Raw genomic sequence first — 23,670 nt, 5'->3', positions numbered from 1 at the left:
CGCATGAATGCCTGTTTTCTGTGCAATGTTTTTGACCAGTTAGTCCACATTTAATCGCATCAAACCTCCGACCTCTGATTAACACATTAATAACACTGCCATTTTCAAAACTGGCACTGCCTTTGCAAAAACACCGTTATACCTGCGACGTAATGAAGAGAGGTTCGTGATGAAAATTGGCGTATTTGTACCCATCGGCAACAACGGCTGGCTTATCTCGACCACTGCACCGCAATACATGCCGACCTTTGAGCTGAATAAAGCCATCGTGCAGAAAGCGGAGCACTACCATTTCGACTTTGCGCTTTCGATGATCAAGCTGCGCGGCTTCGGCGGCAAAACCGAATTCTGGGATCACAACCTGGAGTCCTTCACCCTGATGGCCGGGCTGGCCGCGGTCACCTCGCGGATCCAGATCTACGCCACCGCAGCCACCCTCACCCTGCCCCCGGCGATCGTGGCGCGCATGGCCTCCACCATCGACTCCATCTCCGGCGGACGCTTTGGCGTCAACCTGGTGACCGGCTGGCAAAAACCCGAGTACGAGCAGATGGGGCTCTGGCCGGGTGACGATTACTTCTCGCGTCGCTACGACTACCTGACCGAGTACGTGCAGGTCCTGCGCGATCTGTGGGGTACCGGCAAAAGCGATTTCAAGGGTGACTTCTTCACCATGAACGACTGCCGCGTCAGCCCGCAGCCGTCGGTGCCGATGAAGGTGATTTGCGCCGGGCAGAGCGACGCGGGAATGGAGTTCTCGGCGAAATACGCCGACTTTAACTTCTGCTTCGGTAAAGGCGTTAACACGCCTGCCGCCTTCGCCCCGACCGCCGCGCGCATGAAAGAAGCCGCCGACAAAACCGGGCGCGACGTGGGCTCCTACGTGCTGTTTATGGTGATTGCCGACGAAACCGACGACGCCGCGCGCGCAAAATGGGAGCGCTATAAGGACGGCGCCGACGAGGAAGCCCTGAGCTGGCTCACCGAGCAGAGCCAGAAGGACACCCGCTCCGGGGCGGATACCAACGTTCGTCAGATGGCCGACCCGACCTCCGCCGTCAATATCAACATGGGCACGCTGGTCGGCTCGTACGCCAGCGTTGCCAGAATGCTCGATGAAGTGGCGGCCGTTCCCGGTGCGGAAGGCGTCTTGCTGACCTTCGATGACTTCCTCACCGGCGTGGAGACCTTCGGCGAGCGCATCCAGCCGCTGATGCAGTGCCGCGCCCACATCCCTGCCGTCACGAAGGAGGTGGCGTAATGACAACCCTTAATGCACGCCCGGAAGCCATTACCTTCACGCCACAGCAGAGCGCGCTGATCGTGGTGGACATGCAAAACGCCTACGCCAGCCCCGGTGGTTATCTTGATCTGGCGGGCTTCGACGTCTCCGCTACGCAGCCTGTGATAGCGAACATCAAAACCGCCGTCGCCGCCGCGCGCGCTGCGGGCATGCTTATCATATGGTTCCAGAACGGCTGGGATGACCAGTACGTTGAGGCCGGTGGCCCCGGTTCACCGAACTTCCACAAGTCGAACGCCCTGAAAACCATGCGCAAGCGGCCCGAACTGCAGGGCAAGCTGCTGGCGAAGGGCGGCTGGGATTATCAGCTGGTGGATGAGCTGGTCCCGCAGGCGGGTGATATTGTCCTGCCGAAACCGCGCTACAGCGGCTTTTTCAACACGCCTCTCGACAGCCTGCTGCGCAGCCGGGGCATTCGCCACCTGGTCTTCACCGGCATTGCCACCAACGTCTGCGTGGAGTCGACCCTGCGCGACGGCTTTTTCCTCGAGTATTTCGGCGTGGTGCTGGAAGACGCGACCCATCAGGCCGGGCCGGATTTCGCTCAGAAGGCGGCCCTGTTCAATATCGAAACCTTTTTTGGCTGGGTCAGTAACGTTGCGGATTTCTGCGACGCCCTGAATCCCCCGCTCGCCCGTATCGCCTGAGGAGTCACACGATGCCGAAATCCGTAATCATCCCACCGGGCACCAGCACGCCAATCGCCCCGTTTGTCCCCGGCACCCTCGCCGACGGCGTGGTGTATGTCTCCGGCACGCTGCCGTTTGATAAAGACAACAATGTGGTGTTTATCAACGACCCAAAGGCGCAAACCCGCCACGTGCTGGAGACGATCAAAACCGTGATCGAAACGGCGGGTGGCACGATGGAGGATGTGACCTTCAACAGCATCTTTATCACCGACTGGAAAAACTACGCCGCGATTAATGAAATCTACGCGGAGTTCTTTCCCGGCGATAAACCGGCCCGGTTCTGCATTCAGTGCGGGCTGGTGAAGCCAGACGCGCTGGTTGAGATCGCCACCGTTGCGCACATCGCGAAGTGAGGCGGCCATGAAACTCTCCGTCTCACCGCCCCCGTATGAGGGTGCGCCCGTGGTGGTCCTTATTGCCGGTCTCGGCGGCAGCGGCAGCTACTGGTTGCCCCAGCTGGCCGCGCTGGAACCGGAGTATCAGGTGGTGTGCTATGACCAGCGTGGAACGGGCACTAACCCCGACGCCCTGCCGGAAGGCTACAGCCTGGCACAGATGGCGGATGAACTGGCCCAGGCGCTGGCTGAGGCCGGGATCGCGCGCTACAGCATTGTCGGCCATGCGCTGGGGGCACTGGTCGGTCTGCAGCTGGCCCTCGACCGCCCCGACGCCCTCACCTCGCTGGTGTGCGTCAACGGCTGGTTGACCCTCAACGCGCATACCCGCCGCTGCTTTCAGATCCGCGAGCGCCTGCTGCATTACGGTGGCCCGCAGGCGTGGGTTGAGGCGCAGCCGCTGTTTCTCTACCCGGCAGACTGGATGGCCGCTCGCGCTCCCCGCCTGGAGGCCGAAGAAGCGCTGGCGCTGGCCCATTTCCAGGGCAAAGCCAACCTGCTACACCGGCTCAGCGCCCTGAAAAAGGCAGACTTCAGCCGCCATGCGGCGCGCATTCGCTGCCCGGTCCAGATCATCTGTTCCGCCGACGACATGCTGGTGCCCTCTGTCTGCTCGTCTGAGCTGCAGGCAGCGATCCCGCACAGCCACAGCGCGGTGATGCGCCAGGGTGGGCACGCCTGCAACGTCACCGAGCCGGACACCTTTAACACCCTGCTGCTGAACGGGCTGGCCAGCCTGCTGCACAGTCATGAACCCGCTTTATAAGGAGCTGTAATGAGCGAAGCCATTAATCCCACCGCGCTGGAAACGCTGTTCACCGGCGCCCGCACCCATAACGGCTGGCAGGATATTGCCGTCAGCGACGAGACGCTGCGCGAAATCTACGACCTGATGAAATGGGGGCCAACCTCGGCCAACTGCTCCCCGGCACGGATTGTGTTTGTGCGAAGCGCGGAGGGAAAAGAGAAGCTGCGCCCGGCGCTCTCCAGCGGCAACCTGGAGAAAACGCTCACCGCCCCGGTCACGGCGATTGTCGCCTGGGACAGTGAGTTCTACGAGCGCCTGCCTGAACTGTTCCCGCACGGCGATGCCAGAAGCTGGTTTACCGCAAGCCCCGCGCTGGCGGAAGAGACCGCCTTTCGCAACAGCTCGCTGCAGGCCGCCTACATGATTTTCGCCTGTCGCGCGCTGGGGCTGGACACCGGCCCGATGTCGGGCTTTGACCGCCAAAAGGTCGACGAGGCCTTTTTCACCGGCACGACGCTTAAAAGCAATCTGCTGATCAACATCGGCTACGGCGACCCGGGCAAACTTTACGGCCGCCTGCCGCGCCTGACCTTCGACGATGCCTGCGGGCTGGCGTAAGGAGCGATGATGACTACACCGGATAAACAAACCTTTCGCGATGCCATGGCCTGCGTCGGCGCGGCGGTGAACATCATCACCACCGACGGTCCGGCGGGGATGGCAGGCTTCACCGCCAGCGCGGTGTGCAGCGTCACGGATTCACCGCCCACCCTGCTGGTGTGCCTGAACCGCGGCGCGTCCGTCTGGCCGACGTTCAGCGAGAACCGCACGCTGTGCGTCAATACCCTCAGCGCCGGACAGGAGCCGCTCTCAAACCTGTTTGGCGGCAAAACGCCGATGGAAGAACGCTTTGCCGCCGCCCGCTGGCAGACGGGCGACACCGGCTGCCCGCGTCTGGAGGATGCGCTGGCCTCGTTTGACTGCCGCATCAGCCAGGTGGTGAGCGTCGGTACCCATGACATTCTGTTTTGCGACATCGTTTCGATTATTCGCCACCCCGCGCCGCAGGGCCTGGTGTGGTTTGACCGCGGCTACCACGCGCTGATGCGACCCGCCTGTTAAGGCGCTCTAAGGAGACAGACCATGTTCGGATTTCCCCACTGGCAGTTGAAATCGACCTCCACAGACGCTGGCGTGGTCGCGCCGGATGAACGCCTCCCGCTCGGGCAGACGATGGTGATGGGCGTCCAGCACGCGGTCGCCATGTTTGGCGCCACGGTGCTGATGCCGATGCTGATGGGACTCGATCCCAACCTCTCGATTCTGATGTCCGGTATCGGCACCCTGCTGTTCTTTTTTGTCACCGGCGGGCGCGTGCCCAGCTATCTGGGATCCAGCGCAGCCTTTGTCGGCGTGGTGATCGCCACCACCGGATTTAACGGCCAGGGAATCAACCCCAACCTGAGCGTGGCCCTCGGCGGCATCATCGCCTGTGGTCTGGTGTATACCCTGATTGGTCTGGTGGTGATGAAAATCGGTACGCGCTGGATCGAACGCCTGATGCCTCCCGTGGTTACCGGCGCGGTGGTGATGGCGATAGGCCTTAACCTTGCGCCGATCGCGGTGAAAAGCGTCTCCGGCTCGCCGTTTGAAAGCTGGATGGCCGTCGTGACCGTGCTGTGCATCGGCCTGGTAGCGGTATTTACGCGAGGCATGATCCAGCGGCTGCTGATCCTGGTCGGGCTGATTGTTGCCTGTCTGGTGTACGCCCTGCTGGCGAACGTTTTTGGTCTCGGCAAGCCGGTTGATTTTACCCTGCTGCATCAGGCCGCCTGGTTCGGCCTGCCGCAGATCACCTCCCCCACCTTTAACACCCAGGCGATGATGCTCATCGCCCCGGTGGCGGTGATCCTGGTGGCGGAAAACCTGGGTCACCTGAAGGCGGTCGCGGGGATGACCGGACGCAGTATGGACCCGTACATGGGCCGCGCGTTCGTCGGCGACGGGCTGGCGACCATGCTTTCGGGCTCAGTCGGCGGCAGCGGCGTCACCACCTATGCCGAGAATATCGGCGTGATGGCGGTGACCAAAGTCTATTCGACGCTGGTCTTTGTCGCGGCGGCGGTGATGGCGATGCTGCTCGGCTTCTCGCCGAAATTCGGCGCGCTGATCCACACCATTCCGTCACCGGTGATCGGCGGAGCCTCAATCGTGGTGTTTGGGCTGATCGCCGTGGCCGGCGCGCGGATCTGGGTGCAGCATCGGGTCGATCTCAGCCAGAACGGCAACCTGATTATGGTGGCCGTTACGCTGGTGCTGGGCGCGGGCGATTTTGCCCTGACGCTGGGCGGGTTTACGATCGGCGGGATTGGCACGGCGACCTTTGGCGCGATCCTGCTTAACGCCCTGCTGAGCCGCCGGATGGCCGCTGCGCCGCAGGGCGAGGTGGTGCGTCAGGAGTCGTGAAATCTCAATGTCGGGTGACGGCGACGCCTTACCCGACCTTTATGTTCGCTAAGAACACCTTTATGTCAGGCAATCACACCTGCTCAAACAGTCGTTCGATAGATTTTGTAGGAAAGAAAAGAGAATGGCTGTTTTCATCCGTCAGCGGAATAAAGCCCTGCTTCAGATAAAATTGTTTTGCCTGGTCGTTGAGTGCATCAACAAATATTCCGTGTACGCCCACCGCCTGCGATGCCAGATAGACAACCCGCATGGCATGCGTGACGAGCGTCGTTCCCCACTCCTGTCCCTGCAGCTCTTTATGTATCGCCAGACGTCCCAGCGTTACGCTCGGTACGTTGCTATAAGGGATCCGACGCTGCTGAGTCCTGGAAGGCAGCATCGCTTTTTCAAAGCAACTTCCCGATAACGTGTAATAGCCCAGGACTCGCGGACAATCGCGATCTTTAAGCAGATAGCCTCGTAAAATACGCCCATTGTGCTGACGCACCAGATGTTCTGTGAGGAAGACATTTAGCGAGGGTTCACCACAATCGAAGTCCCTGAAATCATAATCTTTTCCCTCTGAAAACATTTCGATCGTGAGATTTTCCACGACGCTTCACTCCATGTTTCGAAGACGTTTTGCCGCTCGCTTCAGGCGTTCATTTGGCTCTGGCGGATTGTCGATGGCATCCATCACGGCATTCCATGATGCTTCGTTTAATACGAGACGGCGGTGCTGCTCGATAACTTCCGCTGCACGCTCTGACGCACTGTTCACCATAAACTGGGTGATCGTTTGATTCGTCATCGCTGCCGCTTCTTCAATCATTGTTTTGTCTTCGTCCGTTAAGCGAAGATCGATACGCTGTTTTTTCAGTGCTGGCATGGTTTACTTCACCGTGTACGGTATTTATCCGTACATATCGTAGATAAACCCGTCTGTTTTTTCAATCTAAACCTTCTTCAGCAGTCATGTCGCTCACCGGGTTCCGACGCTTTCTGAGCTTCAACTCGCTCACCAGCACCCCGGCGACAATAAACGCCGCGCCCACCAGGGCCAGCAGCGGCAGACGTTCCCCGGCCAGTCGCCCGAAAATGCCCGCCCAGACCGGTTCACCGGTGTAAATGACCGTTGCCCGGGTCGGCGATACGCTACGCTGCGCCCAGTTCATGGTGACCTGGATAATGGCGCTGAAGATCCCCAGCCCCAGCGCCACCACGACCAGGCCGGTGGACATCGGCGGTACGGACTCCCCTGCCGGAATCATCGTCGCAAAGGCCACCAGCGAGGCCGTGGCGAGCTGCACCACCGTCACCCGCTTAACGTCCACCTTGCCCGCCCAGGCGCTGATCAGGATAATTTCCGCCGCAATCGCAACCGCCCCAATCAGGGTGATGATCTCGCCCGGCCCCAGCGCCAGAAGATTGTTTTCCGGCCCGGCCAGCAAAATCAGACCGATAAACGCCAGCACGATGCCAATACAGGACATCAGACCCGGCAGCCTCCCCAGGCACAGCCACTGCAGCAGCGGCACCAGCGGCACATACATGGCGGTGATAAACGCGGATTTGCTGCTGGAGATGGTCTGCAATCCCCATGTCTGCAGGCTGTAGCCCATCGCGATCGCCACCCCAATCGCCACGCCCGCCTTAAGCTCTTTGAGCGTCAGACCCCGCAGCGTGTTAAGGGACATCAGCCCCACGGCTATCGCCGCCGTTGCAAAGCGCAGACCAACAAAAAAGAACGGATCGCTAAGGGTCACCGCGTACTGAACGGCCAGAAACGTCCCGCCCCAGAACATGGTGATGAGAATGAGGATGGCTTCCTGCGGTTTTACGGAGAATTTAAAGCGTGAGACAGACATGCGGCACCAGCAAATGAGAACAATTCTGTAGTGTGCGTTGCCTTTGGTTACAGTTCAATGTTGCAGAAATAAAAAAACCGCCGGGATATCCCGGCGGCAGGGGTTCAACCCGGCGTGTTACTTACTGCTGCCGCGGCTGTTTTTCCCCCCTTTCTTGCCAGCTTCAGATGCGCGTTGCGGGTCATTCTTGAAGTTCCCCCCGCTATGCTGGCCACCTTTACGGCCTGCTTCTGATGCTCTTTCACGGTCTTCTGCGAAATTACCTGAACCACCACGATGGTTTGCCATCTCTAACCTCCAGAATGTGAAACATTAGACATCATATTGCATTCAGTAAAAGAGGATTCTTTCACCTCGCGGCTCAAGGACAACGCCTTTATCTGTGCCGCGTGAAACTAAGCTTAGTGGAATGAGGTTATCCGGCAAGCCGAAGGTAATATCCTGCAACATGATCTCAGTCTTTCGGGTGAGATGACGCGACGGCTATTCATAAGCCTTTCTTATCATTTTAAAAATCCGCACCGGGAAAGTTGTATCATTTTGCTACAAAGTCATTTTTCTCCTCATGTTGTTATAAATCAAATAAATGGCGTTCATTTTTGCAGTCTGGCTGTGATGACATATCTTTAAAAGAGCGCAGCGATCCGCTGTCAGAGAAACCAACGAGGAGTGAAGCAAAATGGCAAAAGTTCTGGTGCTCTATTATTCCATGTATGGACACATTGAAACCATGGCTCACGCGGTAGCAGAAGGTGCAAACAGGGTTGATGGCGTAGAGGTTGTGGTGAAACGCGTACCGGAAACCATGCAGGCGGAAGCCTTCGCGAAAGCCGGGGGAAAAACGCAAAACGCCCCGGTCGCCACCCCGCAGGAGCTGGCGGATTATGATGCCATTATCTTCGGCACCCCGACCCGCTTCGGCAACATGTCAGGCCAGATGCGCACCTTCCTCGATCAAACCGGCGGACTTTGGGCATCCGGGGCGCTCTACGGCAAACTCGCCAGCGTATTCAGCTCTACCGGGACCGGCGGCGGTCAGGAGCAGACGATTACCTCAACCTGGACTACCCTTGCTCATCACGGGATGGTGATTGTGCCGATTGGCTACGGCGCGCAGGAGCTGTTTGACGTTTCCCAGATGCGCGGCGGTACGCCGTACGGCGCAACCACCATTGCCGGTGGGGATGGCTCACGTCAGCCAAGCAATGAAGAACTGTCTATCGCCCGCTATCAGGGTGAATACGTCGCGGGTCTGGCCAAAAAACTGAACGGCTAACACCCAACAGGAGGACAAGCATGCCAACTCAAGAATCCAAAGCTCACCACGTGGGCGAATGGGCAAGTTTACGCAACACCTCTCCGGAGATTGCCGAAGCTATCTTTGAAGTCGCGAAATACGATGAAAAGCTGGCCGAGCAGATTTGGGAGGAAGGTAACGATGAGGTGCTGGTGCGCGCCTTCGAAAAAACGGACAAAGACTCGCTCTTCTGGGGTGAGCAAACCATCGAACGTAAAAACGTCTAAGCGTTTCCCCCCGCCGCAGCGGGGGGTTCTCTCTTACTTCGCCGCGTTATTCATCACCGCATTGAATTTATCGACAGGACAGAAGCCGTTCGCATCCACCGGGCAGCCCTTCAGCTCCAGCGTCACGCGCTGTGCCGGAGACTGCAGCGACAGCACGCTGGCGTTGCGCAACTGCTCTGAGCTCTGGTAGACATACTCAATTTTCATCAGCTCCTGGTTGGCATTTTTGTCATGCCAGCGCTGGAAGACAATCTTGCCGCCGATCGGGGTACGTTCCTGCTGATCGTGCAGCTGATACTGTTTGAAATCGAGGGCGGTGAGCAGGGAAGCAATGTTCGAATCATGCCCCACCAGCAGGGTGATTTTCGGCGCTTTCGCCTGGTCGGTAACCAGCGTTTTATCGATATATTTCACCAGCGGTTTCGCCACGTTTTGCGCCACCTCGGTGGAGGTAAACAGCGAGTCCTGATAGCCGTTCTTCAGCTTCGACAGCACGCGCCACTGCTGGTCGGTTTTGATTTCTCCCCAGGCGACCTGGTCGGCCGGGAAGCCTTCGTAATACTGCAGCGTGAACGCATCCACCAGCGAGTTGCCCACCTTCAGCGGCCCGGATACGCCAGGCTCTTTTTCATAGTCGGCGCTGAAGGTATCTTTCGCATCCGCCAGCGAGCAGACCTTTTTCTCTTTGCAGGACGGCGAGTCGGCGTAGTTCGTCATCTGCTCCAGCAGCTTATAGCTTTCGCCAAGCTGCATTTTCTGCCGTTCCGCCTCCATCGCCTTGAGCGCTTTTTCGCGGAATTCCGGCGAATTATCGGTGATCACCGGATTAAATGTCGGATCCATGGTGCCCATTTTTTCCTGATGGTGCACGGGCACATCGCAGCCCGGGAACGCGCCGGTAATGAAGAACTGCGCGGTGGCGACGGTGCGCTGCAGGCTGTTAGCATAGGCGTAAACGCTATCCGCCGCTGGACATTCACCCGTCTTCACCATCCCCTGCTGCGCCAGCCACTCGCGCATGTAATGGCCCATATAGACCTCCAGCACGCCCCCTTTGGTTGTGAGCTGACCGCCCGGCACCTCCCACTCCGGCCACTGCTTCGGCGTGGACTGCTCCAGCACGCTGCCGTTGTTAGCCAGCGGCGCGCGCAGGTTATGGCGACTCATGATTAAAACTTGCTCCAGCTGATACCCTTCCGGCGTCTCTTGCGCCTGCACGCCAAACGTTGCTGAAATGGAACCGGCGACTGCCAGCGCGAGTAGTGCTTTTCTCATCCCTAATTCCTCACTCGTTTTAAAATGTCGCGCTCAGTGTGACAGATTCGTCACAATTTTCCGGGAAGCATTTCTCAAACTGATGATTAACGTGCTTACGGTGTGTACGGATTAGTTTTATAATAAAACCATACCCCACCGGAGAATTCGCTGTGAAACGTACCCGCCTTGAAGAGAGCACCTGCCCCGTCGCCCGTTCGCTGGATATCATCGGCGACTGGTGGTCGCTGCTGATCGTCCGCGACGCGCTCCGCGGGATTAAACGCTTCGGCGAGTTTCAGAAAAGCCTCGGTATCGCGAAAAACATGCTGACCACGCGGCTCAAGCTGCTGGTGGACGAAGGCATTCTCCGGCTTCAGCCCGCCTCCGACGGCAGCGCCTGGCAGGAATACGTCCTGACCGACAAGGGACGCGCCCTGCAGACCGTGCTGGTTGCCCTGTCCCAGTGGGGCAATGAATTTTTGTTCGCGGAAAACGAATGCGGCACCGTGCTGGTCGATAGCGAACAGCGCAAACCCCTGCGTAAACTGGCGCTTATCGCCGACGATGGCCGCGAACTGACGCCTGAAGAGATCGTGGCTAAACTCCCCTCCTGACCGTTCCCGACGGCAAAAGCACAAAATGATCGCCAATATGGTTGCATTATAAAACCAAATAGCCGAGAGTTAATTCAGTTTCATATTGAAACCAAATAACCCACTTTGCCTGAGGTAATGCACGATGACTACGCAAATCACCACCGCCCTGATTACGGGTGCCTCTTCCGGGATCGGTGCCGTCTATGCCGATCGCCTTGCCGCGCGCGGTGCTAACCTGGTCCTGGTCGCCCGCCGCGAGGATCGCCTGAAAGCCCTCGCCGCCGACCTGCGCGCACGCTATGGCGTGGCCGTCGATATTCTGGTGGCCGATCTCACCGATGAAGCCGGGATCCGGGCGGTGGAAGACGAACTGCGCAGCAATACCGCCATTGATACGCTGATTAACAACGCGGGCACCGCGCAGATGGCACCGTTCCTCGCGGGCGAGGTGGCGCAGCATCAGGCCATTAACACCCTGAACACCACGGCGCTGATGCGTCTGACCTACGCCATCCTGCCGCGCCTGGCACAGAACAATCGCGGCACGCTGATCAATATCGCGTCCGTGCTGGCGCTGCACGTCCGGGCGGGCAGCGCGCTCTACAGCGCCACGAAGGCGTGGGTATTGAGCTTTACCCGTGGGCTACAGGAAGAATTTGCCGACAGCAGCGTGCGCATTCAGGCCGTGCTGCCCGCCGCCACCGCAACGGAGATCTGGAGCCATTCAGGCGTCACGGTGGACGATCTGCCGGAAGGATCGGTAATGACCACCGACGATATGGTGGATGCGTCGCTGGCGGGTCTGGATCAGGGCGAACCGATCACCATCCCGCCGATGCATGATGCAGGCCTGTGGGACCGCTACGAAGCGGCGCGCCTTGAGCTGTTTAGCAGCGCGCGCACCGGCATCCCGGCACCGCGCTACGTAAAACAGTAGCCTAACGCTGAAGCTGGTCGCCGTACTCGCTCATCCAGGCGGCCAGCGGCGCGAGCGCATCCTGCAGGGTTAACCCCAGCCCGGTAATCTGATACTCCACGCGCGGCGGGATCTCCGGGTAGACCGTCCGCGTCACCAGCCCGCGCTGTTCAAACAGACGCAGCTGCTTCGTCAGCTCTTTCTGGGTGATGGGGGCAGCCGCCCGCAGCAGGTCGCCAAAGCGGACAGGCGTGTTAATCACAATAAGACGATAGAGGATCGGGATTGCCCATTTGCCGGAAATCAGGTTTACAAACTGCGTCATCGGGCAGGTATAGGCCTCAGATTTTTTTTCACAGCACTCCTCCAGCATTTCTGCCATAGCACACCTCTTGCCTCTTTAGTATCCATTTGGTACCTGGTTTCCTTTCGATACTAACGTTTCTATAGTGCTTTCTCCAGTGACATTTCAGGAGAAGAACATGGGTCGTTTAACCGATAAGTATACGTTGATTACCGGCGGCACCAGCGGTATCGGTCTCGCCACCGCGCAGGAATTTATCGCCGAAGGGGCGCACGTCGCCGTGACCGGACGCAACCCGGACACCCTCGCCGAAGCAGAGCGCATTCTGGGCGATAAGGCCTGGGTGATCCCAACCGATGCGGGCGATATCGCGTCGCAAAAAGCGCTGGCGACAACCATCGCCGCCCGCTGGCCACGCCTGGACGCGGTCTTTCTCAACGCCGGCGACGTGACGCACTCGCCGCTGGAAGCCTGGCAGGAAGAGACCTGGGACCGTCTGATGAACATCAACCTGAAGGGACCGTTCTTTTTAATCCAGGCGCTGCTGCCGCTGCTGAATAACCCGTCGTCGGTGATCCTCTGCGGCTCCGTGAGCGCGCGCATCGGCCTGCCCACCAGCAGCGTGTATGCCGCGAGCAAGGCCGCCCTGCTGTCGCTGGCGCGAACGCTGTCGGCGGAGCTGCTGCCGCGCGGGATCCGCGTCAACGGCCTGAGCCCCGGTCCGGTGGAAACCCCGGCCTTTACGAAAACGGGCTTAAGCGAAGAGGCGCTTAACGCAATGATGGCGGAGATCATCACGCTGGTGCCGCTGGGCAGAATGGGCTCGACGACGGAGCTGGCAAAAGCCGCGCTCTATCTCGCCTCCGACGAATCGAGCTACACGGTAGGAACAGAACTGCTGGTGGACGGCGGAATGGGGAGCCTGTAACTCAAAAGGCGCTGATGCCGGTGACGATGCCGACATACAGCGCCGCCCATACGGCGGCAGAGGCCAGGCTCACGCCGTAAACTTTCACCACGTTCAGCCTGAGCATGCCTGCCGCCAGCGGCACGATGTAGCGCAGTACCGCCAGGAAGCGCGCGGTGAACAGCACCAGCACCCCGTTTTTTTGTAGCTGATGCTGCACCCGCAGAAATTTACCGGCGTGTTTTGCCGTGAAGCGGGTCATCCAGCGCGTGTGCCCCATCCGCTGTCCTAAGTGGTAGTTCAGCGCCGAGCCCGCCGTTGCCCCCATCACCACGGCCAGCCACGCCAGGGCAGGATGCATGCTTGCCTGGCTGACGGTAATGCCCGCCAGCAGCATGACCGAGGCAGGCGGCAGCACGGAGGAGATCAGCACCGTCGACTTGCTCAGCGCCATCATAAATAACAGCGCGAACAGATGTGCCGGATACAGAGCAAAATGATTCAGCAGATTATCAAGCCACGCCATTTTCCCCTCCCCCGTTAATTATTTAATTCTCCATTTAAAATGAATAACCTTAAATAAACCCTCAACATTCTATTAATAATATTCTCCTAAACCGTTCTTAAACATTTTTTAAATTCCTGAGCGGTAACATTAAATAAGCGTATTATTCCTCTCGTTTTACAACGATCTCGTTATGGCGAGGCTCCTGTACAAATACACGTTATCGCTCTGGTAGGTTCGAGAGAATCGACACAGGGTAAAACAGGCACTGTCGAATCAAGGCTTTGTCAGTATAACTTCCCTCGCGGGATACGGTGTACAGTGCTGAACCCAGGACGTGGGGATCTCCTCTTCGACATGCCCTGTCTTGCTCGCCCCTGAGAGATTTTATTATTCAAAGGGAATTCACTATGTCTTACGCTATTCACAACCAAAACCTGGCATTCAATGACAGCGCGATCGCGCAATATATGAATACCGATTTTATCGTCCTCGATATGGCATTATGCGTGGCGCTGGCGCGCGAGCAATTCTTCGAAAAATTAAAAGACGATGATATTCCGTCGCATATTTTTATCGAAGACCATGGCCGCCTGGCGGGGATGGTTGCCGTGCGCAAATTGCTGCAGACCACCGATACGGTGCAGCCGGTGAAATCGCTGATGATTTCGCAGTTTTTGCAGGTCAAACCGGAAGATGAACGTGCCGATGTTGCCGGACTGCTGGCGCACGGCGGCGCGGATGTCGTACCCGTGGTCACCCACGGCAAGCTCGTCGGCTGCCTGACCGAGCGCGAAATCGCCCATCTGCTGGAAGATGACGTCACCGAAGATGCCCAGCTACAGGGGGCGACGCTACCCCTGGAGAAGCCTTATCTGGAGACCAGCCCGTATAGCCTGTGGAAAAAACGCTCCGTCTGGCTGCTGCTGCTGTTTGTCGCCGAAGCCTACACCAGTTCGGTTATTCAGCATTTTGAAGAGGCGCTGGAGTCCGCCATCGCGCTGGCGTTCTTCATTCCGCTGCTGATCGGAACGGGCGGCAACAGCGGGACGCAGATCACCTCCACGCTGGTGCGCGCCATGGCGCTGGGGGAAGTGCGTCTGCGCGACGTGGGCCGCGTGCTGCGTAAAGAGATGACCACCTCGCTGATGATTGCCGCCACGCTGGGTCTTGCCGGGTGCATCCGCGCCTGGATGATGGGTATAGGGCTGGAAATTACGCTCATCGTCAGCCTGACGCTGGTCTGCATTACGCTGTGGAGCGCCATTGTCTCGTCCGTCATTCCAATGGTGCTCAAGCGCTGCGGCATTGACCCGGCGGTCGTCTCCGCACCGTTTATCGCGACGCTTATCGACGGTACCGGGCTGATTATCTACTTTAAGATCGCGCAATATACGCTGGGGCTGGAGTGAACGATCGCGCGCCTCAACCTCCCACTGGAGGTTGAACACACCTTACTGACGAACTGAGCAGTCAGTTCGTCTTTATAAATTCCGGAACGTATTGCTCTGCTTGCGAAAAGCATAACTAAAGCGAGATAGTAACCCTGTTTTCGTCGGACGAATGGACAGGGATATGTGGCAGACGCGAGCGGTAGAACTGAATACCCAGGCTTACTGGGACTGGAATAAAACCGGTGAACTGGTGGAGTGGGCTGTAGCCCATGGCTTCAATACCCTCATTGTCGGGCAGGCTGACCTCTTTAATCTGCTTGCCACACCGAAAGGGTATACGCCACATCACTATAATGACCGCTTATCCAGCCAGCAGCGGGCGCGCTGCGTTTATCTCAACCGCCTGGGCCAGCTGTGCCGACGTGAGGGGCTGCGATTTTACCTCCAGGCCAAAGAGCTCAACTTTCCAACCGATCTCTTGCTTTCCCATCCGCACCTGTTTGATCCCAACCAGGGCGTACGCTTCGACGTGGACTTCTGGTGCAGCTACCTTGCGGATAAGATTTCACAGATCTGCCAGCGCATTCCGTCTCTCAGCGGCCTGATGATTGCGATTTCTAATACCGACGGATTGCTGCCTGTCTCACGCCCCAGTTGGGAGCAGCCATCAACGGAAAAATCCGTCCCGTTACAACGCGACGATCGCAGCTTCATGATTTATAGCTGCTGCTTCACTGCCCTCTCCCGCGTGATGCAGCAGGAAAATAAACATCTGGTGCTGCGTGTATTTCCGGCGGATAACCACGATCTTGGCAACGTGCTGGAGGCCATCCGTCCCTTACCGGCGAACGTCAGCGTCTCGATCAAGCTCACCCCCGAACGTTTCTGGCCATCCTTTCCTAATAACCCCGCACTGCTGGAGGTTCGGGAGCGCGAGGTCTGGACAGAGATCGACCTGGTCGGGGAAGAAGTTGGCTGGGGCATCTTTCCATTCCCACGTATTGATGAACTCCAGGGGCGGTTGCTCTGGTGTCGCAGTAACCCGGCCATCACTGGCGCAGTATGCAAAGTGAGCTGGGAAAGTCTGGATAACCACTGGATCATGGGGACGCTCAGCGAATGTAATCTGGTGGCCTGCAGCAGAATGCTGAGCAACGAGGGGACAACGCTGACGAAAGCGCAGCTGATGACCGACTGGCTACACGAAAGCTATGGCTGGCAACCCGACGAGCAGACCTTAGAGACATTTTGTTCCCTGCTTGAGCAAGCGGGACAGGTGTTATACAGCGCTATTTATGTCCGCAAGCACGTTTTCCATCGTCACAGCCAGGTACCCGAAAGCTATGGCCAGGCGGTGTGGAGCCTTTACGGCCAGCTAAACCGCAATTACTGGCTGCCTGGCTCAGAACGGACAATCACCTTCGATCGCAACGATCCAGAAACGTCCGCCGCTTGCCTGTCACGTATCGCAAGGGAGAAAGACGAGGCGGGCAACGCTGCCGCCGCGCTTCAGGAAGCGGCACTGCATTTCGTAAAACGCGCCGCGTTTCCCCGCTCGCTTGAACGTCGCTGGTATGAAGAGTGGCAGGGCTTTACCCTCTATTGTCGTCTCTTTTTACATGCGCAAAAGGCGTTCTTTACGCTGCGCTATGCCCGTGAGGTCGAGAACAGCTGGAGCATGCAGGAGATTAGCCATATCAATATTCAGGAGCTTTATCGATGCGCCTGTGAAATGGAGGATTACTGCCAGAAACACGCTGACGCCTCACCCGGTCTGCATGTGTTATTTGATGCCTCGCGGGTACGTGCGCTGGCTGACAGTCTGAGCCATGAATTAACGTCGCTGAGAGGGCGTTCATAATCCCTTACCTGCGTCTCTGACAACCACGATTTCTCTTTTTTGCAACACCCTTTCGGTCTGAAAAAACGCGAAATGTGACAATTTTCAATAATTAATTGTCCTTCAGAAATCAAACGTGAAGTGCTTCACCGTTACGTCAAGAAGCACCGTTTCTGCGCACTCCGGCGACGGTAAAAACGCGTTAAATCCTGGTCATCATGTTGATGAACAGGAATGACGATGAAAATTTCTTTAGACAATGCGCCACTCGATCGCAGTGGCAATACGGTACTGACGGCGCAACTGCAACAGCTTATCGATGAGATAGCCTCCGCCGGGGGCGGAACGCTGGTCGTGACGCCCGGCATCTGGCTCACCGGTACGCTGGTTTTACCCTCTCATTTTACCCTGCATCTGGAAGCCGGTGCCTGCCTGCGCGCCAGCGCAAACCCTGCCGATTACCAGCATACGGAGACGGTGACGCTCGCAGAAATGTCAAACATGGCGCTCCTTTACGCCCGTGGCGAGCAGCACATCACGCTGAGTGGAGAAGGAAAAATTGATGGAGACGCCGCAAGCTGGTTTTCATCAGATGCGGATGACCAGGGCTATCGCCAGCCTAAATCACAGCGCCCGCGACTGGTGGTGTTTGAAGGCTGCGAACAGGTACGCCTGCAGGATATTACCCTGCATAACTCGCCGATGTGGACCGCTCACCTGGTGAGCTGCAACCACGTTTTTGTCCGGAACATCACCATTGATAATGACCTGGCGCTCGCCAACACCGATGCGCTCGATATCGACAGTTGCCAGCACGTCCATATCAGCGACAGCTACTTCAGCGCCGCCGACGACGGGATTTGCCTGAAAACCACCCGGAAACCCGCGCCGCTACAGCAGCCCATTCGTAACGTAACGGTGAACAACTGTATTGTGCGTTCCAAAAGCTGCGCCATCAAAATCGGTACGGAAACCTTTGCCGATATTCAGAACATCACTGTCAGCAACTGCACGATTTTTGAGTCCAACCGGGGTATTGGGCTGGTCTCACGCGATGGGGGGCGTTTTCAACGGCTGGTGTTCAGCAATATTCTGTTTGACTGCCGTCACGGCCATCCCTGTCACTGGGGAAAAGCCGACCCGATCTATATTTCGGTACGCCACCGTGCGCCAGAGGTTCAGCCTGGCGCCATCGAAAACGTCATTTTCAGTAACCTTGCAGGCCACGCTGAAGGTGCGATTAACCTGCACAGCGACACGCCGGGCAACATTCGCGACGTCATGTTTAATGGTCTCTGCGTTGAACAATGCCTCAGCGACTCGCAGGAACAAGGCTTCTACGATATTCGTCCGCCGTGCAACCCCGCGCGTCCCACCGGAATGGGGCTGGACAACGCCTACAACATCAATCCGTCTACCGGCCGTGCGCATGGGGTAGAGCCCTACCCTGGCGGTATGCCCATTTTTTACGCCAACGGCGTAAGCGGGCTGCGGCTCTGCGCCACGCACCTCTGCCGACCGGTGCCCTTGCCTGCAGGCTGGAACGCGGAAAAAACCGTCCTGCTTAACGTTCAGAACCTCATCACCGACTCCGCCTGTGCATAAAGGTGGAACCTTTGGACGACTTCGTCACTGGGGATAAAAATGATAAAAAAAGTACGTGAAATAAAGCTGCATAACTACGTTTGTTATGGTCTTGCTGATGTAATAGGCTCTGGCGCGTTCACGCTGGTGAGCGCATGGTTACTCTTCTTCCTGACCACCTTCTGCGGCTTAACGCCGATTGAAGCAGGCTCGCTGTTTGCCGTGGCGCGCATTGTCGACGTCATCATGTGTCCGCTGATGGGCTATGTCTCCGATAACTTCCATAAAACCCGGCTGGGCCGTCGTTTTGGTCGTCGCCGCTTCTTCTTGTTGGTCAGTATTCCACTGGTGTCGGTCTACAGCCTGCTGTGGGTAGAGGGGTTTAACTACTGGATCTATCTGCTGGTCTATATTCTGTTCGAAATCGTCTATTCGATGATTATTATCCCTTACGATACGCTCTCCGCAGAAATGACCTCCGATTTTAGCAAGCGTTCGAAGCTGACCAGCGCCCGTATGTATATCGCCCAACTGGCGGGATTTGCCGCCGCCTTTCTGCCGGGACGGCTGGTGGCTTATTTTGGTTCAGACTCCGCAGATTCGTTCTTTTATGCCGGCGCGATCTTCACGCTCTCATTTATGGTCGTCCTGTTCTTTGTCTACTTCGGTACCTGGGAACGCTCGCTTGATGAGATAGAGCAATGCGAGCGTCACGTTGACGAGGGGGAAAAGCAGCCGCTCCTCGCCCGCGTTCACGCCATCTGCTACGACTTCCTGTCCACGCTGAAAATAAAAACCTTCCGCTCGCACCTGGGGATGTATCTGGGCGGCTCAGTTGCCCAGGATATCTTCAATTCGGTATTCACCTACTTTGTCGTCTTCGCCCTGATGACCTCCCCGATCGTGGCCTCCAACCTCCTGGCGACCATCAACGGCATGCAGTTCTTTGGCGTCGGTGTAGCAACCTGGCTCACGCTGCGTTTCTCACCCTCACGCGCGTTCGCCACCCAGGCAACACTCGCCCTTCTGGCTTTTCTCCTTTTCGGCGCGGCATGGGTAAACGGCTCTACCAGTATGGCCCTGCTCTATCTGACGGCAGGGATTGCGGGTCTGGCGCGCGGGGGGATCTACGCGATCCCGTGGAACAACTACACCTTTGTGGCGGACGTGGATGAAATCCTTACCTGCAGCCGCCGCGAAGGGATCTTTGCTGGCTTTATGAGCCTGTTGCGTAAAGCCTCCCAGGCGCTGTCAATCTTCCTGGTCGGCGTTGCGTTGCAACTCTCCGGCTTCGTTTCAGGGCAGAGCCACCAGCCGGGATCGGCCATCACAATGATCGTGATTATCATGATTGCGCTCCCCGTTGTGCTCACGCTCTGGGGGATATGGTCGGCCTTCCAGTTCAAGGTGAACAGCCGTACTCATGCCATCCTTAACGAGGAGGTTGCACGCCTCAAACGTGGCGAAAAGAAAGACGCTGTCAGCGCTGAAAACAGAGCCGTGATTGAAAGTCTTACCGGCTTACCTTACGAGCAGTGCTGGGGGCAGAACACGGTGGGCCACGTCAATCGTAGCCAGATGAAATCCCCTTCGACCGTACAACTGAAAAATGCCTGATGTTCCGGGCGGGCAACCGTGCCCGCCCGGCAGGAAGAAGAGAACAACATGACTGAACATAACCTGGTGATGCAACAAGGGATATGGGCGCGGATAGGATTACCCCGGGAGCTTAGCTGGGGATTCATCGGTGTTTTTTTATTTATAACCGGAGCGACCATCGAACAAAGCTGGCTGGCTTCACTTTTGCAGCAGCGGGGCTTTGATCCTGTTGAAATTAGCCTGCTTTCATCCATCTTCGGCCTGTGCGTTGCCGTTGTCTCCTGGTTTTCCGGTATCGGAGCAGGCGTGCTGGGGGTGCGCCGGCTGATGTGGATCGCGACGGTGGTCTATTTTATCGGCTCGGTGCCCTTTATTTTTGTTGCCCTCCCCCAGAATAACTATCCGCTTATGGTGGCAACCTACGCGCTACGCGGGGTGGCTTACCCGCTGTTTGCCTACTCGTTTCTGGTATGGATAAACCAGCGCTGCGAAAGCCGTATTTTAGGCCGTGCGGTCTCCTGGTTCTGGATAGCCTTCGGTGTCGGAATGACAATTGTTGGCCCGTGGTACTCCAGCATGATGCTGGCCCGCATGGGCGAAACGGGCACGCTGTTGAGCGGCTTCGCGTTTGTTCTTTGCGGCGGGTTTTGTGCACTGGTCCTCAACCGCGACCGGCCTATTTTCAGGGACGGTTATCCGCTGAGAACAGCGCTTCTGGAGGGGATTATCGTCCTGGTGCGAGAGCCGAAAATGCGTCTGGCGGTCGTGGTGAAAACCATCAATGACATCGGTAAATTTTCGCTGGTGATCCTGATGCCGGTCTATTTACCGCAATTTGGCTTTAGCATTGCCGAGTGGCTAACAGTCTGGGGCCTGGTCAATATTGTGAATATTTTCGCCAGCTATCTGTTTGGCTGGCTGGGCGATTGCCTGGGCTGGCGAAAAACGGTGATGTGGTTTTCCGGTACGCTATGCGGCGTAGCCTCCATCGCGGTGTGTTATGCCCCCGTGCTGTTTGGCCACAGCACCCTCGCCCTGTTTCTGGCGCTCGCCCTTTACGCTATCGGCCTGGGGGCGTTTGGCCCGCTGAGCGCCCTGATCCCCTCGCTGCTGCCGGAAAACAAAGGGGCGGCGATCTCCTGTCTCAACCTTGGTTCGGGGCTAAGCAATTTCGCCGGCCCCTTCATCGTCACCGTGTGCGTCGCGCCATTGGGTGTGGAAGGGACATTGTGGGTTATAGCCGTACTCTATTTCGCCGCCAGCCTGATGACGGTACCGCTGCGCCTACCGGAAACGGCGGCACGGCCGAACGCTTAAGCCGTTTCATCGCCTGCCAGTTTTTTTACCGCTCGCCCAAACGCCTCAATTGCCAGAGCGACATCCTCAGCCATCACCGATTCCGCCGGATGGTGGCTGACCCCGCCCCTGCAGCGCACAAACAGCATCCCCACCGGCCAGCGTTCCGCCAGGGCGATGGTGTCATGCCCGGCGCCGCTGGGCAGGGATAACGAGCGCCCCTGCACCGATTCCACGGCGTCACCCAACAGGTGCTGCAAACGCGCATCGCACGGCGTGGCGGCGATCCGGTAAAACTCCTCGGCGCTGAAACTCAGCCCGCGACGAGCGGCAATCGCCTGCGCCTGCGCCAGCAGCTCAGCGAGCAGCGCGTCAAGCGGGGCATCCTGCGGGCCGCGAATATCCAGCGAGAGCGCAACCTCGCCGGGGATGACGTTGACCGCACCGGGCAGGCAGCGCAGTTCACCGACCGTCGCCACCCGGTTGCCGCCCTGCTGTCGGGTGGTGTTTTCAATCAGCACCATCCATTCGGCGGCGGCGGCCAGGGCATCCTTACGGTGATGCATCGGCACGGTACCCGCATGCCCGGCCTCGCCGGTGAAGCGGCAGTTGAGGCGGCGCGCGCCGTTAATGGCTTCCACCACGCCCAGCGCCAGCCCTTCCTGCTCCAGACACGGTCCCTGTTCGATATGCAGTTCCAGGCAGGCGCTAAAATCGTCCTGATGACGTGCCGCGAGCGCCACGCGGGCAGGATCGAGACCCGCCTGCACCATCGCCTGCGCCACGCTGATGCCCTGAGCATCACACGTCTCCAGCCAGCCCTGCGGCCAGGTGCCCGTCAGCCCCCGGCTGCCTAGCAGGGTGATCCCAAACCGGGTTCCCTCTTCGTCACCAAAGCCGACAATCTCTATGGCCTGCGCCAGATGCACACCCTGCTGGTGCAGGCTATCCACCACTTCGATGGCGGTAAGCACCCCGAGCATGCCGTCGTAGCGCCCGGCGTTGCGTACGGTGTCCAGATGCGAGCCAAGCAGCACCGCCTGGGCCCCCTCCTGCGCGCCTTCGTAGCGTCCACAGATATTGCCCACGCTGTCCTGCCAGACGGTCATGCCCGCCTGGCGCATCCACTCCCCGACCAGCTGGTTGGCCTGCAGATGCTGCGTGGAGAGATACACCCTTGTCAGCGCATCCGGAGTTTCGCTGATGGTGGCCAGCGCGTCGGCGCGCGCCATCACCCGTTCTGCCGCCGGGCTCATTGCGGCGTCTCGCGGCGATAATGGTCCCACGCGGCCTGCATGGCGGCCCCCTGCGTGGTGGTAAATTTGAGGTAGTTGAGCACCGACTCCAGCGCGCTCAGGGTGGTCATCACACAGTCCTTGCGCGCGTTATAGCCCATGGTGCCAATACGCCACACTTTGCCGTGCAGCGGGCCAAACGAGGTGCCGATTTCAATCCCGAAATCTTCCAGCATCAGCTTACGCACCTGGTCGCCGTTGACGCCCTGCGGAATGACCACGCCCAGCACGTTGTTCATCTTGTGCTTCAGGTCGCCGAAGGTCTCCAGCCCCATCGCCTGAATCCCCTTCAGCAGCGCATCGCCGTGCAGCTTATGACGCGCGATGCCGTTATCCAGCCCTTCCTGCAGGATCAGCCGCGCGCATTCGCGGGCGCCAAACAGCGCGGTGGTGGCTTCGGTGTGGTGGTTCAGCCGCTCCGGCCCCCAGTAGTCCATCACCATGCCGAGATCGAAGTAGTTGGAGTAGATCATCTCCTCGTCGCCGTCGCGGTGGGCGTCGGTGCGAATGCCCTCCTCCACGCACTTACGGCGGCGGATAGCCTCTTCCATCCGCGCGCTCAGGGTGATCGGCGACGTGCCCGACGGGCCGCCGAGGCATTTCTGCATCCCGGCCGAGACGGCATCCAGCCCCCAGGCGTCGGTCTCCAGCGCGTTACCGCCGAGCGACGCGGTGGCGTCGGTGTAAAACAGCACGTCGTAGCGGCGGCAGATCGCGCCCAGCTCTGCGAGCGGCTGCAGCATGGTGGTGGAGGTGTCGCCCTGCACGGTCAGCAGCAGGCGCGGACGAATACGTTTTATCGCATCCTCGACCTGGTCCGGGGTAAACACCTCGCCCCACGGCACCTCGATGGTATGCACCTCTGCACGGCAGCGGCGGGCAATTTCGCACAGCAGGTGGCCAAAGCGGCCAAAGACCGGCACCAGCACCTTATCTCCCGGTCGAATGGCGGAAACCAGAATGGCTTCAATTCCCGCGCGGGAGGTGCCGTCCACCAGCATCGTCCAGCGGTTTTCGGTGCGGAATACGCCGCGATAGAGCGCCATCACCTCGTTCATGTAGTGGGTCATGGCCGGATCGTACTGGCCGATCAGCTGGCTCGACATGGCGCGCAGCACGCGCGGGTCGGCGTTGATCGGGCCCGGGCCCATCAGCAGGCGCTGCGGCGGGTTGATTTGCGGAAAGTGTGCGATATCCAT

At 58.4% G+C, this 23,670-nt stretch carries 26 protein-coding genes and 1 riboswitch; of the genes, 17 read left to right on the top strand and 9 right to left on the bottom strand.

Going from position 1 to position 23,670, the window contains the following annotated elements; all coding sequences use genetic code 11:
- Window positions 1–169: 169 nt before the first annotated feature.
- The 7 genes from rutA to rutG are packed head-to-tail and all read left to right on the top strand — an operon-like array spanning window position 170 to window position 5,604.
- Window positions 170–1,261, top strand: coding sequence for a pyrimidine utilization protein A (gene rutA / locus LJA86_RS03760; protein ID WP_023617762.1), 1,092 nt, complete (start codon window positions 170–172; stop codon window positions 1,259–1,261).
- Window positions 1,261–1,950, top strand: a complete 690-nt coding sequence (rutB, locus tag LJA86_RS03755) for a pyrimidine utilization protein B (protein WP_045908308.1) — start codon at window positions 1,261–1,263, stop codon at window positions 1,948–1,950. The genes rutA and rutB overlap by 1 nt, the downstream gene beginning before the upstream one ends.
- A gap of 11 nt (window positions 1,951–1,961) precedes the next feature.
- Complete coding sequence (gene rutC, locus LJA86_RS03750; protein ID WP_008499822.1) at window positions 1,962–2,348, top strand: pyrimidine utilization protein C; 387 nt, start codon at window positions 1,962–1,964, stop codon at window positions 2,346–2,348.
- A gap of 7 nt (window positions 2,349–2,355) precedes the next feature.
- Window positions 2,356–3,156 carry a pyrimidine utilization protein D gene (gene rutD / locus LJA86_RS03745; RefSeq protein WP_229225669.1) on the top strand — a complete coding sequence of 267 codons (801 nt, stop codon included), beginning with the start codon at window positions 2,356–2,358 and terminating at the stop codon, window positions 3,154–3,156.
- Between the two features lie 9 nt (window positions 3,157–3,165).
- Window positions 3,166–3,756 (top strand): malonic semialdehyde reductase, encoded by a 591-nt coding sequence (locus tag LJA86_RS03740; RefSeq protein WP_023327079.1) that lies wholly within the window; start codon window positions 3,166–3,168, stop codon window positions 3,754–3,756.
- A gap of 9 nt (window positions 3,757–3,765) precedes the next feature.
- Entirely contained in the window at window positions 3,766–4,260 is a 495-nt protein-coding gene (gene rutF / locus LJA86_RS03735) for an NADH-dependent FMN reductase RutF (RefSeq protein WP_023327078.1), read from the top strand.
- 21 nt (window positions 4,261–4,281) lie between these two features.
- Window positions 4,282–5,604: a pyrimidine utilization transport protein G gene (rutG, locus tag LJA86_RS03730; protein WP_229225668.1), complete on the top strand. Its 1,323-nt coding sequence runs from the start codon at window positions 4,282–4,284 to the stop codon at window positions 5,602–5,604.
- Window positions 5,605–5,677: 73 nt separating this feature from the next.
- Here rutG and LJA86_RS03725 read toward each other — a convergent pair whose 3' ends face one another.
- From LJA86_RS03725 to LJA86_RS03710, 4 genes are all read right to left on the bottom strand, one after another.
- Window positions 5,678–6,199, bottom strand: coding sequence for a GNAT family N-acetyltransferase (locus LJA86_RS03725; RefSeq protein ID WP_229225667.1), 522 nt, complete (start codon window positions 6,197–6,199; stop codon window positions 5,678–5,680).
- Between the two features lie 6 nt (window positions 6,200–6,205).
- Window positions 6,206–6,475 carry a DUF1778 domain-containing protein gene (locus LJA86_RS03720; RefSeq protein ID WP_008499829.1) on the bottom strand — a complete coding sequence of 90 codons (270 nt, stop codon included), beginning with the start codon at window positions 6,473–6,475 and terminating at the stop codon, window positions 6,206–6,208.
- 61 nt (window positions 6,476–6,536) lie between these two features.
- Complete coding sequence (locus tag LJA86_RS03715) at window positions 6,537–7,454, bottom strand: DMT family transporter (RefSeq protein ID WP_229225666.1); 918 nt, start codon at window positions 7,452–7,454, stop codon at window positions 6,537–6,539.
- 117 nt (window positions 7,455–7,571) lie between these two features.
- Complete coding sequence (locus tag LJA86_RS03710) at window positions 7,572–7,742, bottom strand: general stress protein (protein ID WP_229225665.1); 171 nt, start codon at window positions 7,740–7,742, stop codon at window positions 7,572–7,574.
- Window positions 7,743–8,133: 391 nt separating this feature from the next.
- On the opposite strand from LJA86_RS03710, the gene wrbA reads away from it, so the two are divergent.
- Window positions 8,134–8,730, top strand: coding sequence for an NAD(P)H:quinone oxidoreductase (gene wrbA / locus LJA86_RS03705; protein ID WP_229225664.1), 597 nt, complete (start codon window positions 8,134–8,136; stop codon window positions 8,728–8,730).
- Between the two features lie 20 nt (window positions 8,731–8,750).
- Window positions 8,751–8,978, top strand: coding sequence for a YccJ family protein (locus LJA86_RS03700; protein ID WP_008499832.1), 228 nt, complete (start codon window positions 8,751–8,753; stop codon window positions 8,976–8,978).
- Between the two features lie 33 nt (window positions 8,979–9,011).
- Here LJA86_RS03700 and agp read toward each other — a convergent pair whose 3' ends face one another.
- Window positions 9,012–10,253 (bottom strand): bifunctional glucose-1-phosphatase/inositol phosphatase, encoded by a 1,242-nt coding sequence (gene agp, locus LJA86_RS03695; RefSeq protein ID WP_229225663.1) that lies wholly within the window; start codon window positions 10,251–10,253, stop codon window positions 9,012–9,014.
- A 152-nt stretch (window positions 10,254–10,405) separates the two neighbouring features.
- On the opposite strand from agp, the gene LJA86_RS03690 reads away from it, so the two are divergent.
- Window positions 10,406–10,849: a winged helix-turn-helix transcriptional regulator gene (locus LJA86_RS03690; protein WP_045908316.1), complete on the top strand. Its 444-nt coding sequence runs from the start codon at window positions 10,406–10,408 to the stop codon at window positions 10,847–10,849.
- Between the two features lie 124 nt (window positions 10,850–10,973).
- Complete coding sequence (locus LJA86_RS03685) at window positions 10,974–11,768, top strand: SDR family NAD(P)-dependent oxidoreductase (protein WP_045908317.1); 795 nt, start codon at window positions 10,974–10,976, stop codon at window positions 11,766–11,768.
- Between the two features lies 1 nt (window position 11,769).
- Here LJA86_RS03685 and LJA86_RS03680 read toward each other — a convergent pair whose 3' ends face one another.
- The gene (locus LJA86_RS03680; RefSeq protein WP_045908318.1) at window positions 11,770–12,129 is read right to left on the bottom strand and encodes a winged helix-turn-helix transcriptional regulator; all 360 of its coding nucleotides are present in this window, start codon (window positions 12,127–12,129) and stop codon (window positions 11,770–11,772) included.
- Between the two features lie 100 nt (window positions 12,130–12,229).
- On the opposite strand from LJA86_RS03680, the gene LJA86_RS03675 reads away from it, so the two are divergent.
- Window positions 12,230–12,979 (top strand): SDR family oxidoreductase, encoded by a 750-nt coding sequence (locus LJA86_RS03675; protein WP_229225662.1) that lies wholly within the window; start codon window positions 12,230–12,232, stop codon window positions 12,977–12,979.
- 1 nt (window position 12,980) lies between these two features.
- On the opposite strand, the gene LJA86_RS03670 is transcribed toward LJA86_RS03675, so the two are convergent.
- Window positions 12,981–13,484: a DedA family protein gene (locus LJA86_RS03670; protein WP_048222448.1), complete on the bottom strand. Its 504-nt coding sequence runs from the start codon at window positions 13,482–13,484 to the stop codon at window positions 12,981–12,983.
- A 159-nt stretch (window positions 13,485–13,643) separates the two neighbouring features.
- Window positions 13,644–13,813: riboswitch (M-box (ykoK) riboswitch) on the top strand.
- Window positions 13,814–13,873: 60 nt separating this feature from the next.
- Here LJA86_RS03670 and LJA86_RS03665 point away from each other — a divergent pair.
- From LJA86_RS03665 to LJA86_RS03645, 5 genes are all read left to right on the top strand, one after another.
- The gene (locus LJA86_RS03665) at window positions 13,874–14,875 is read left to right on the top strand and encodes a magnesium transporter (protein WP_048027328.1); all 1,002 of its coding nucleotides are present in this window, start codon (window positions 13,874–13,876) and stop codon (window positions 14,873–14,875) included.
- A 163-nt stretch (window positions 14,876–15,038) separates the two neighbouring features.
- Window positions 15,039–16,718: a hypothetical protein gene (locus LJA86_RS03660; protein ID WP_229225661.1), complete on the top strand. Its 1,680-nt coding sequence runs from the start codon at window positions 15,039–15,041 to the stop codon at window positions 16,716–16,718.
- A 219-nt stretch (window positions 16,719–16,937) separates the two neighbouring features.
- Window positions 16,938–18,302 carry a glycoside hydrolase family 28 protein gene (locus LJA86_RS03655; RefSeq protein ID WP_229225660.1) on the top strand — a complete coding sequence of 455 codons (1,365 nt, stop codon included), beginning with the start codon at window positions 16,938–16,940 and terminating at the stop codon, window positions 18,300–18,302.
- Window positions 18,303–18,341: 39 nt separating this feature from the next.
- A complete protein-coding gene (locus LJA86_RS03650; protein WP_229225659.1) occupies window positions 18,342–19,898 on the top strand; it encodes an MFS transporter in 1,557 nt (518 codons plus the stop codon).
- A gap of 48 nt (window positions 19,899–19,946) precedes the next feature.
- Entirely contained in the window at window positions 19,947–21,197 is a 1,251-nt protein-coding gene (locus LJA86_RS03645) for an MFS transporter (protein ID WP_229225658.1), read from the top strand.
- Here LJA86_RS03645 and hpxK read toward each other — a convergent pair.
- Window positions 21,194–22,432: an allantoate amidohydrolase gene (gene hpxK, locus LJA86_RS03640; protein ID WP_196346108.1), complete on the bottom strand. Its 1,239-nt coding sequence runs from the start codon at window positions 22,430–22,432 to the stop codon at window positions 21,194–21,196. The two genes, LJA86_RS03645 and hpxK, sit on opposite strands and share 4 nt — an antisense overlap.
- On the bottom strand, window positions 22,429–23,670 hold the full coding sequence (locus LJA86_RS03635; protein WP_048027317.1) for a pyridoxal-phosphate-dependent aminotransferase family protein: 1,242 nt from the start codon (window positions 23,668–23,670) through the stop codon (window positions 22,429–22,431). The genes hpxK and LJA86_RS03635 overlap by 4 nt, the downstream gene beginning before the upstream one ends.

Source organism: Enterobacter sp. TCD1-1 (assembly GCF_020567405.1).
GTDB classification, from domain to species: Bacteria; Pseudomonadota; Gammaproteobacteria; order Enterobacterales; family Enterobacteriaceae; genus Enterobacter; species Enterobacter quasiroggenkampii.
Note: the sequence above shows the minus strand (reverse complement) of the source record. Positions and strands in the feature narration are given on the sequence as shown.

Excerpts from the sequence above, each read along its gene's own strand:
- rutA (WP_023617762.1), top strand. The coding sequence starts at position 170 with ATGAAAATTGGCGTATTTGTACCCATCGGCAACAACGGCTGGCTTATC.
- rutB (WP_045908308.1), top strand. The coding sequence starts at position 1,261 with ATGACAACCCTTAATGCACGCCCGGAAGCCATTACCTTCACGCCACAG.
- rutC (WP_008499822.1), top strand. The coding sequence starts at position 1,962 with ATGCCGAAATCCGTAATCATCCCACCGGGCACCAGCACGCCAATCGCC.
- rutD (WP_229225669.1), top strand. The coding sequence starts at position 2,356 with ATGAAACTCTCCGTCTCACCGCCCCCGTATGAGGGTGCGCCCGTGGTG.
- LJA86_RS03740 (WP_023327079.1), top strand. The coding sequence starts at position 3,166 with ATGAGCGAAGCCATTAATCCCACCGCGCTGGAAACGCTGTTCACCGGC.
- rutF (WP_023327078.1), top strand. The coding sequence starts at position 3,766 with ATGACTACACCGGATAAACAAACCTTTCGCGATGCCATGGCCTGCGTC.
- rutG (WP_229225668.1), top strand. The coding sequence starts at position 4,282 with ATGTTCGGATTTCCCCACTGGCAGTTGAAATCGACCTCCACAGACGCT.
- LJA86_RS03720 (WP_008499829.1), bottom strand. The coding sequence starts at position 6,475 with ATGCCAGCACTGAAAAAACAGCGTATCGATCTTCGCTTAACGGACGAA.
- LJA86_RS03715 (WP_229225666.1), bottom strand. The coding sequence starts at position 7,454 with ATGTCTGTCTCACGCTTTAAATTCTCCGTAAAACCGCAGGAAGCCATC.
- LJA86_RS03710 (WP_229225665.1), bottom strand. The coding sequence starts at position 7,742 with ATGGCAAACCATCGTGGTGGTTCAGGTAATTTCGCAGAAGACCGTGAA.
- wrbA (WP_229225664.1), top strand. The coding sequence starts at position 8,134 with ATGGCAAAAGTTCTGGTGCTCTATTATTCCATGTATGGACACATTGAA.
- LJA86_RS03700 (WP_008499832.1), top strand. The coding sequence starts at position 8,751 with ATGCCAACTCAAGAATCCAAAGCTCACCACGTGGGCGAATGGGCAAGT.
- agp (WP_229225663.1), bottom strand. The coding sequence starts at position 10,253 with ATGAGAAAAGCACTACTCGCGCTGGCAGTCGCCGGTTCCATTTCAGCA.
- LJA86_RS03685 (WP_045908317.1), top strand. The coding sequence starts at position 10,974 with ATGACTACGCAAATCACCACCGCCCTGATTACGGGTGCCTCTTCCGGG.
- LJA86_RS03680 (WP_045908318.1), bottom strand. The coding sequence starts at position 12,129 with ATGGCAGAAATGCTGGAGGAGTGCTGTGAAAAAAAATCTGAGGCCTAT.
- LJA86_RS03675 (WP_229225662.1), top strand. The coding sequence starts at position 12,230 with ATGGGTCGTTTAACCGATAAGTATACGTTGATTACCGGCGGCACCAGC.
- LJA86_RS03670 (WP_048222448.1), bottom strand. The coding sequence starts at position 13,484 with ATGGCGTGGCTTGATAATCTGCTGAATCATTTTGCTCTGTATCCGGCA.
- LJA86_RS03665 (WP_048027328.1), top strand. The coding sequence starts at position 13,874 with ATGTCTTACGCTATTCACAACCAAAACCTGGCATTCAATGACAGCGCG.
- LJA86_RS03660 (WP_229225661.1), top strand. The coding sequence starts at position 15,039 with ATGTGGCAGACGCGAGCGGTAGAACTGAATACCCAGGCTTACTGGGAC.
- LJA86_RS03655 (WP_229225660.1), top strand. The coding sequence starts at position 16,938 with ATGAAAATTTCTTTAGACAATGCGCCACTCGATCGCAGTGGCAATACG.
- LJA86_RS03650 (WP_229225659.1), top strand. The coding sequence starts at position 18,342 with ATGATAAAAAAAGTACGTGAAATAAAGCTGCATAACTACGTTTGTTAT.
- LJA86_RS03645 (WP_229225658.1), top strand. The coding sequence starts at position 19,947 with ATGACTGAACATAACCTGGTGATGCAACAAGGGATATGGGCGCGGATA.
- hpxK (WP_196346108.1), bottom strand. The coding sequence starts at position 22,432 with ATGAGCCCGGCGGCAGAACGGGTGATGGCGCGCGCCGACGCGCTGGCC.
- LJA86_RS03635 (WP_048027317.1), bottom strand. The coding sequence starts at position 23,670 with ATGGATATCGCACACTTTCCGCAAATCAACCCGCCGCAGCGCCTGCTG.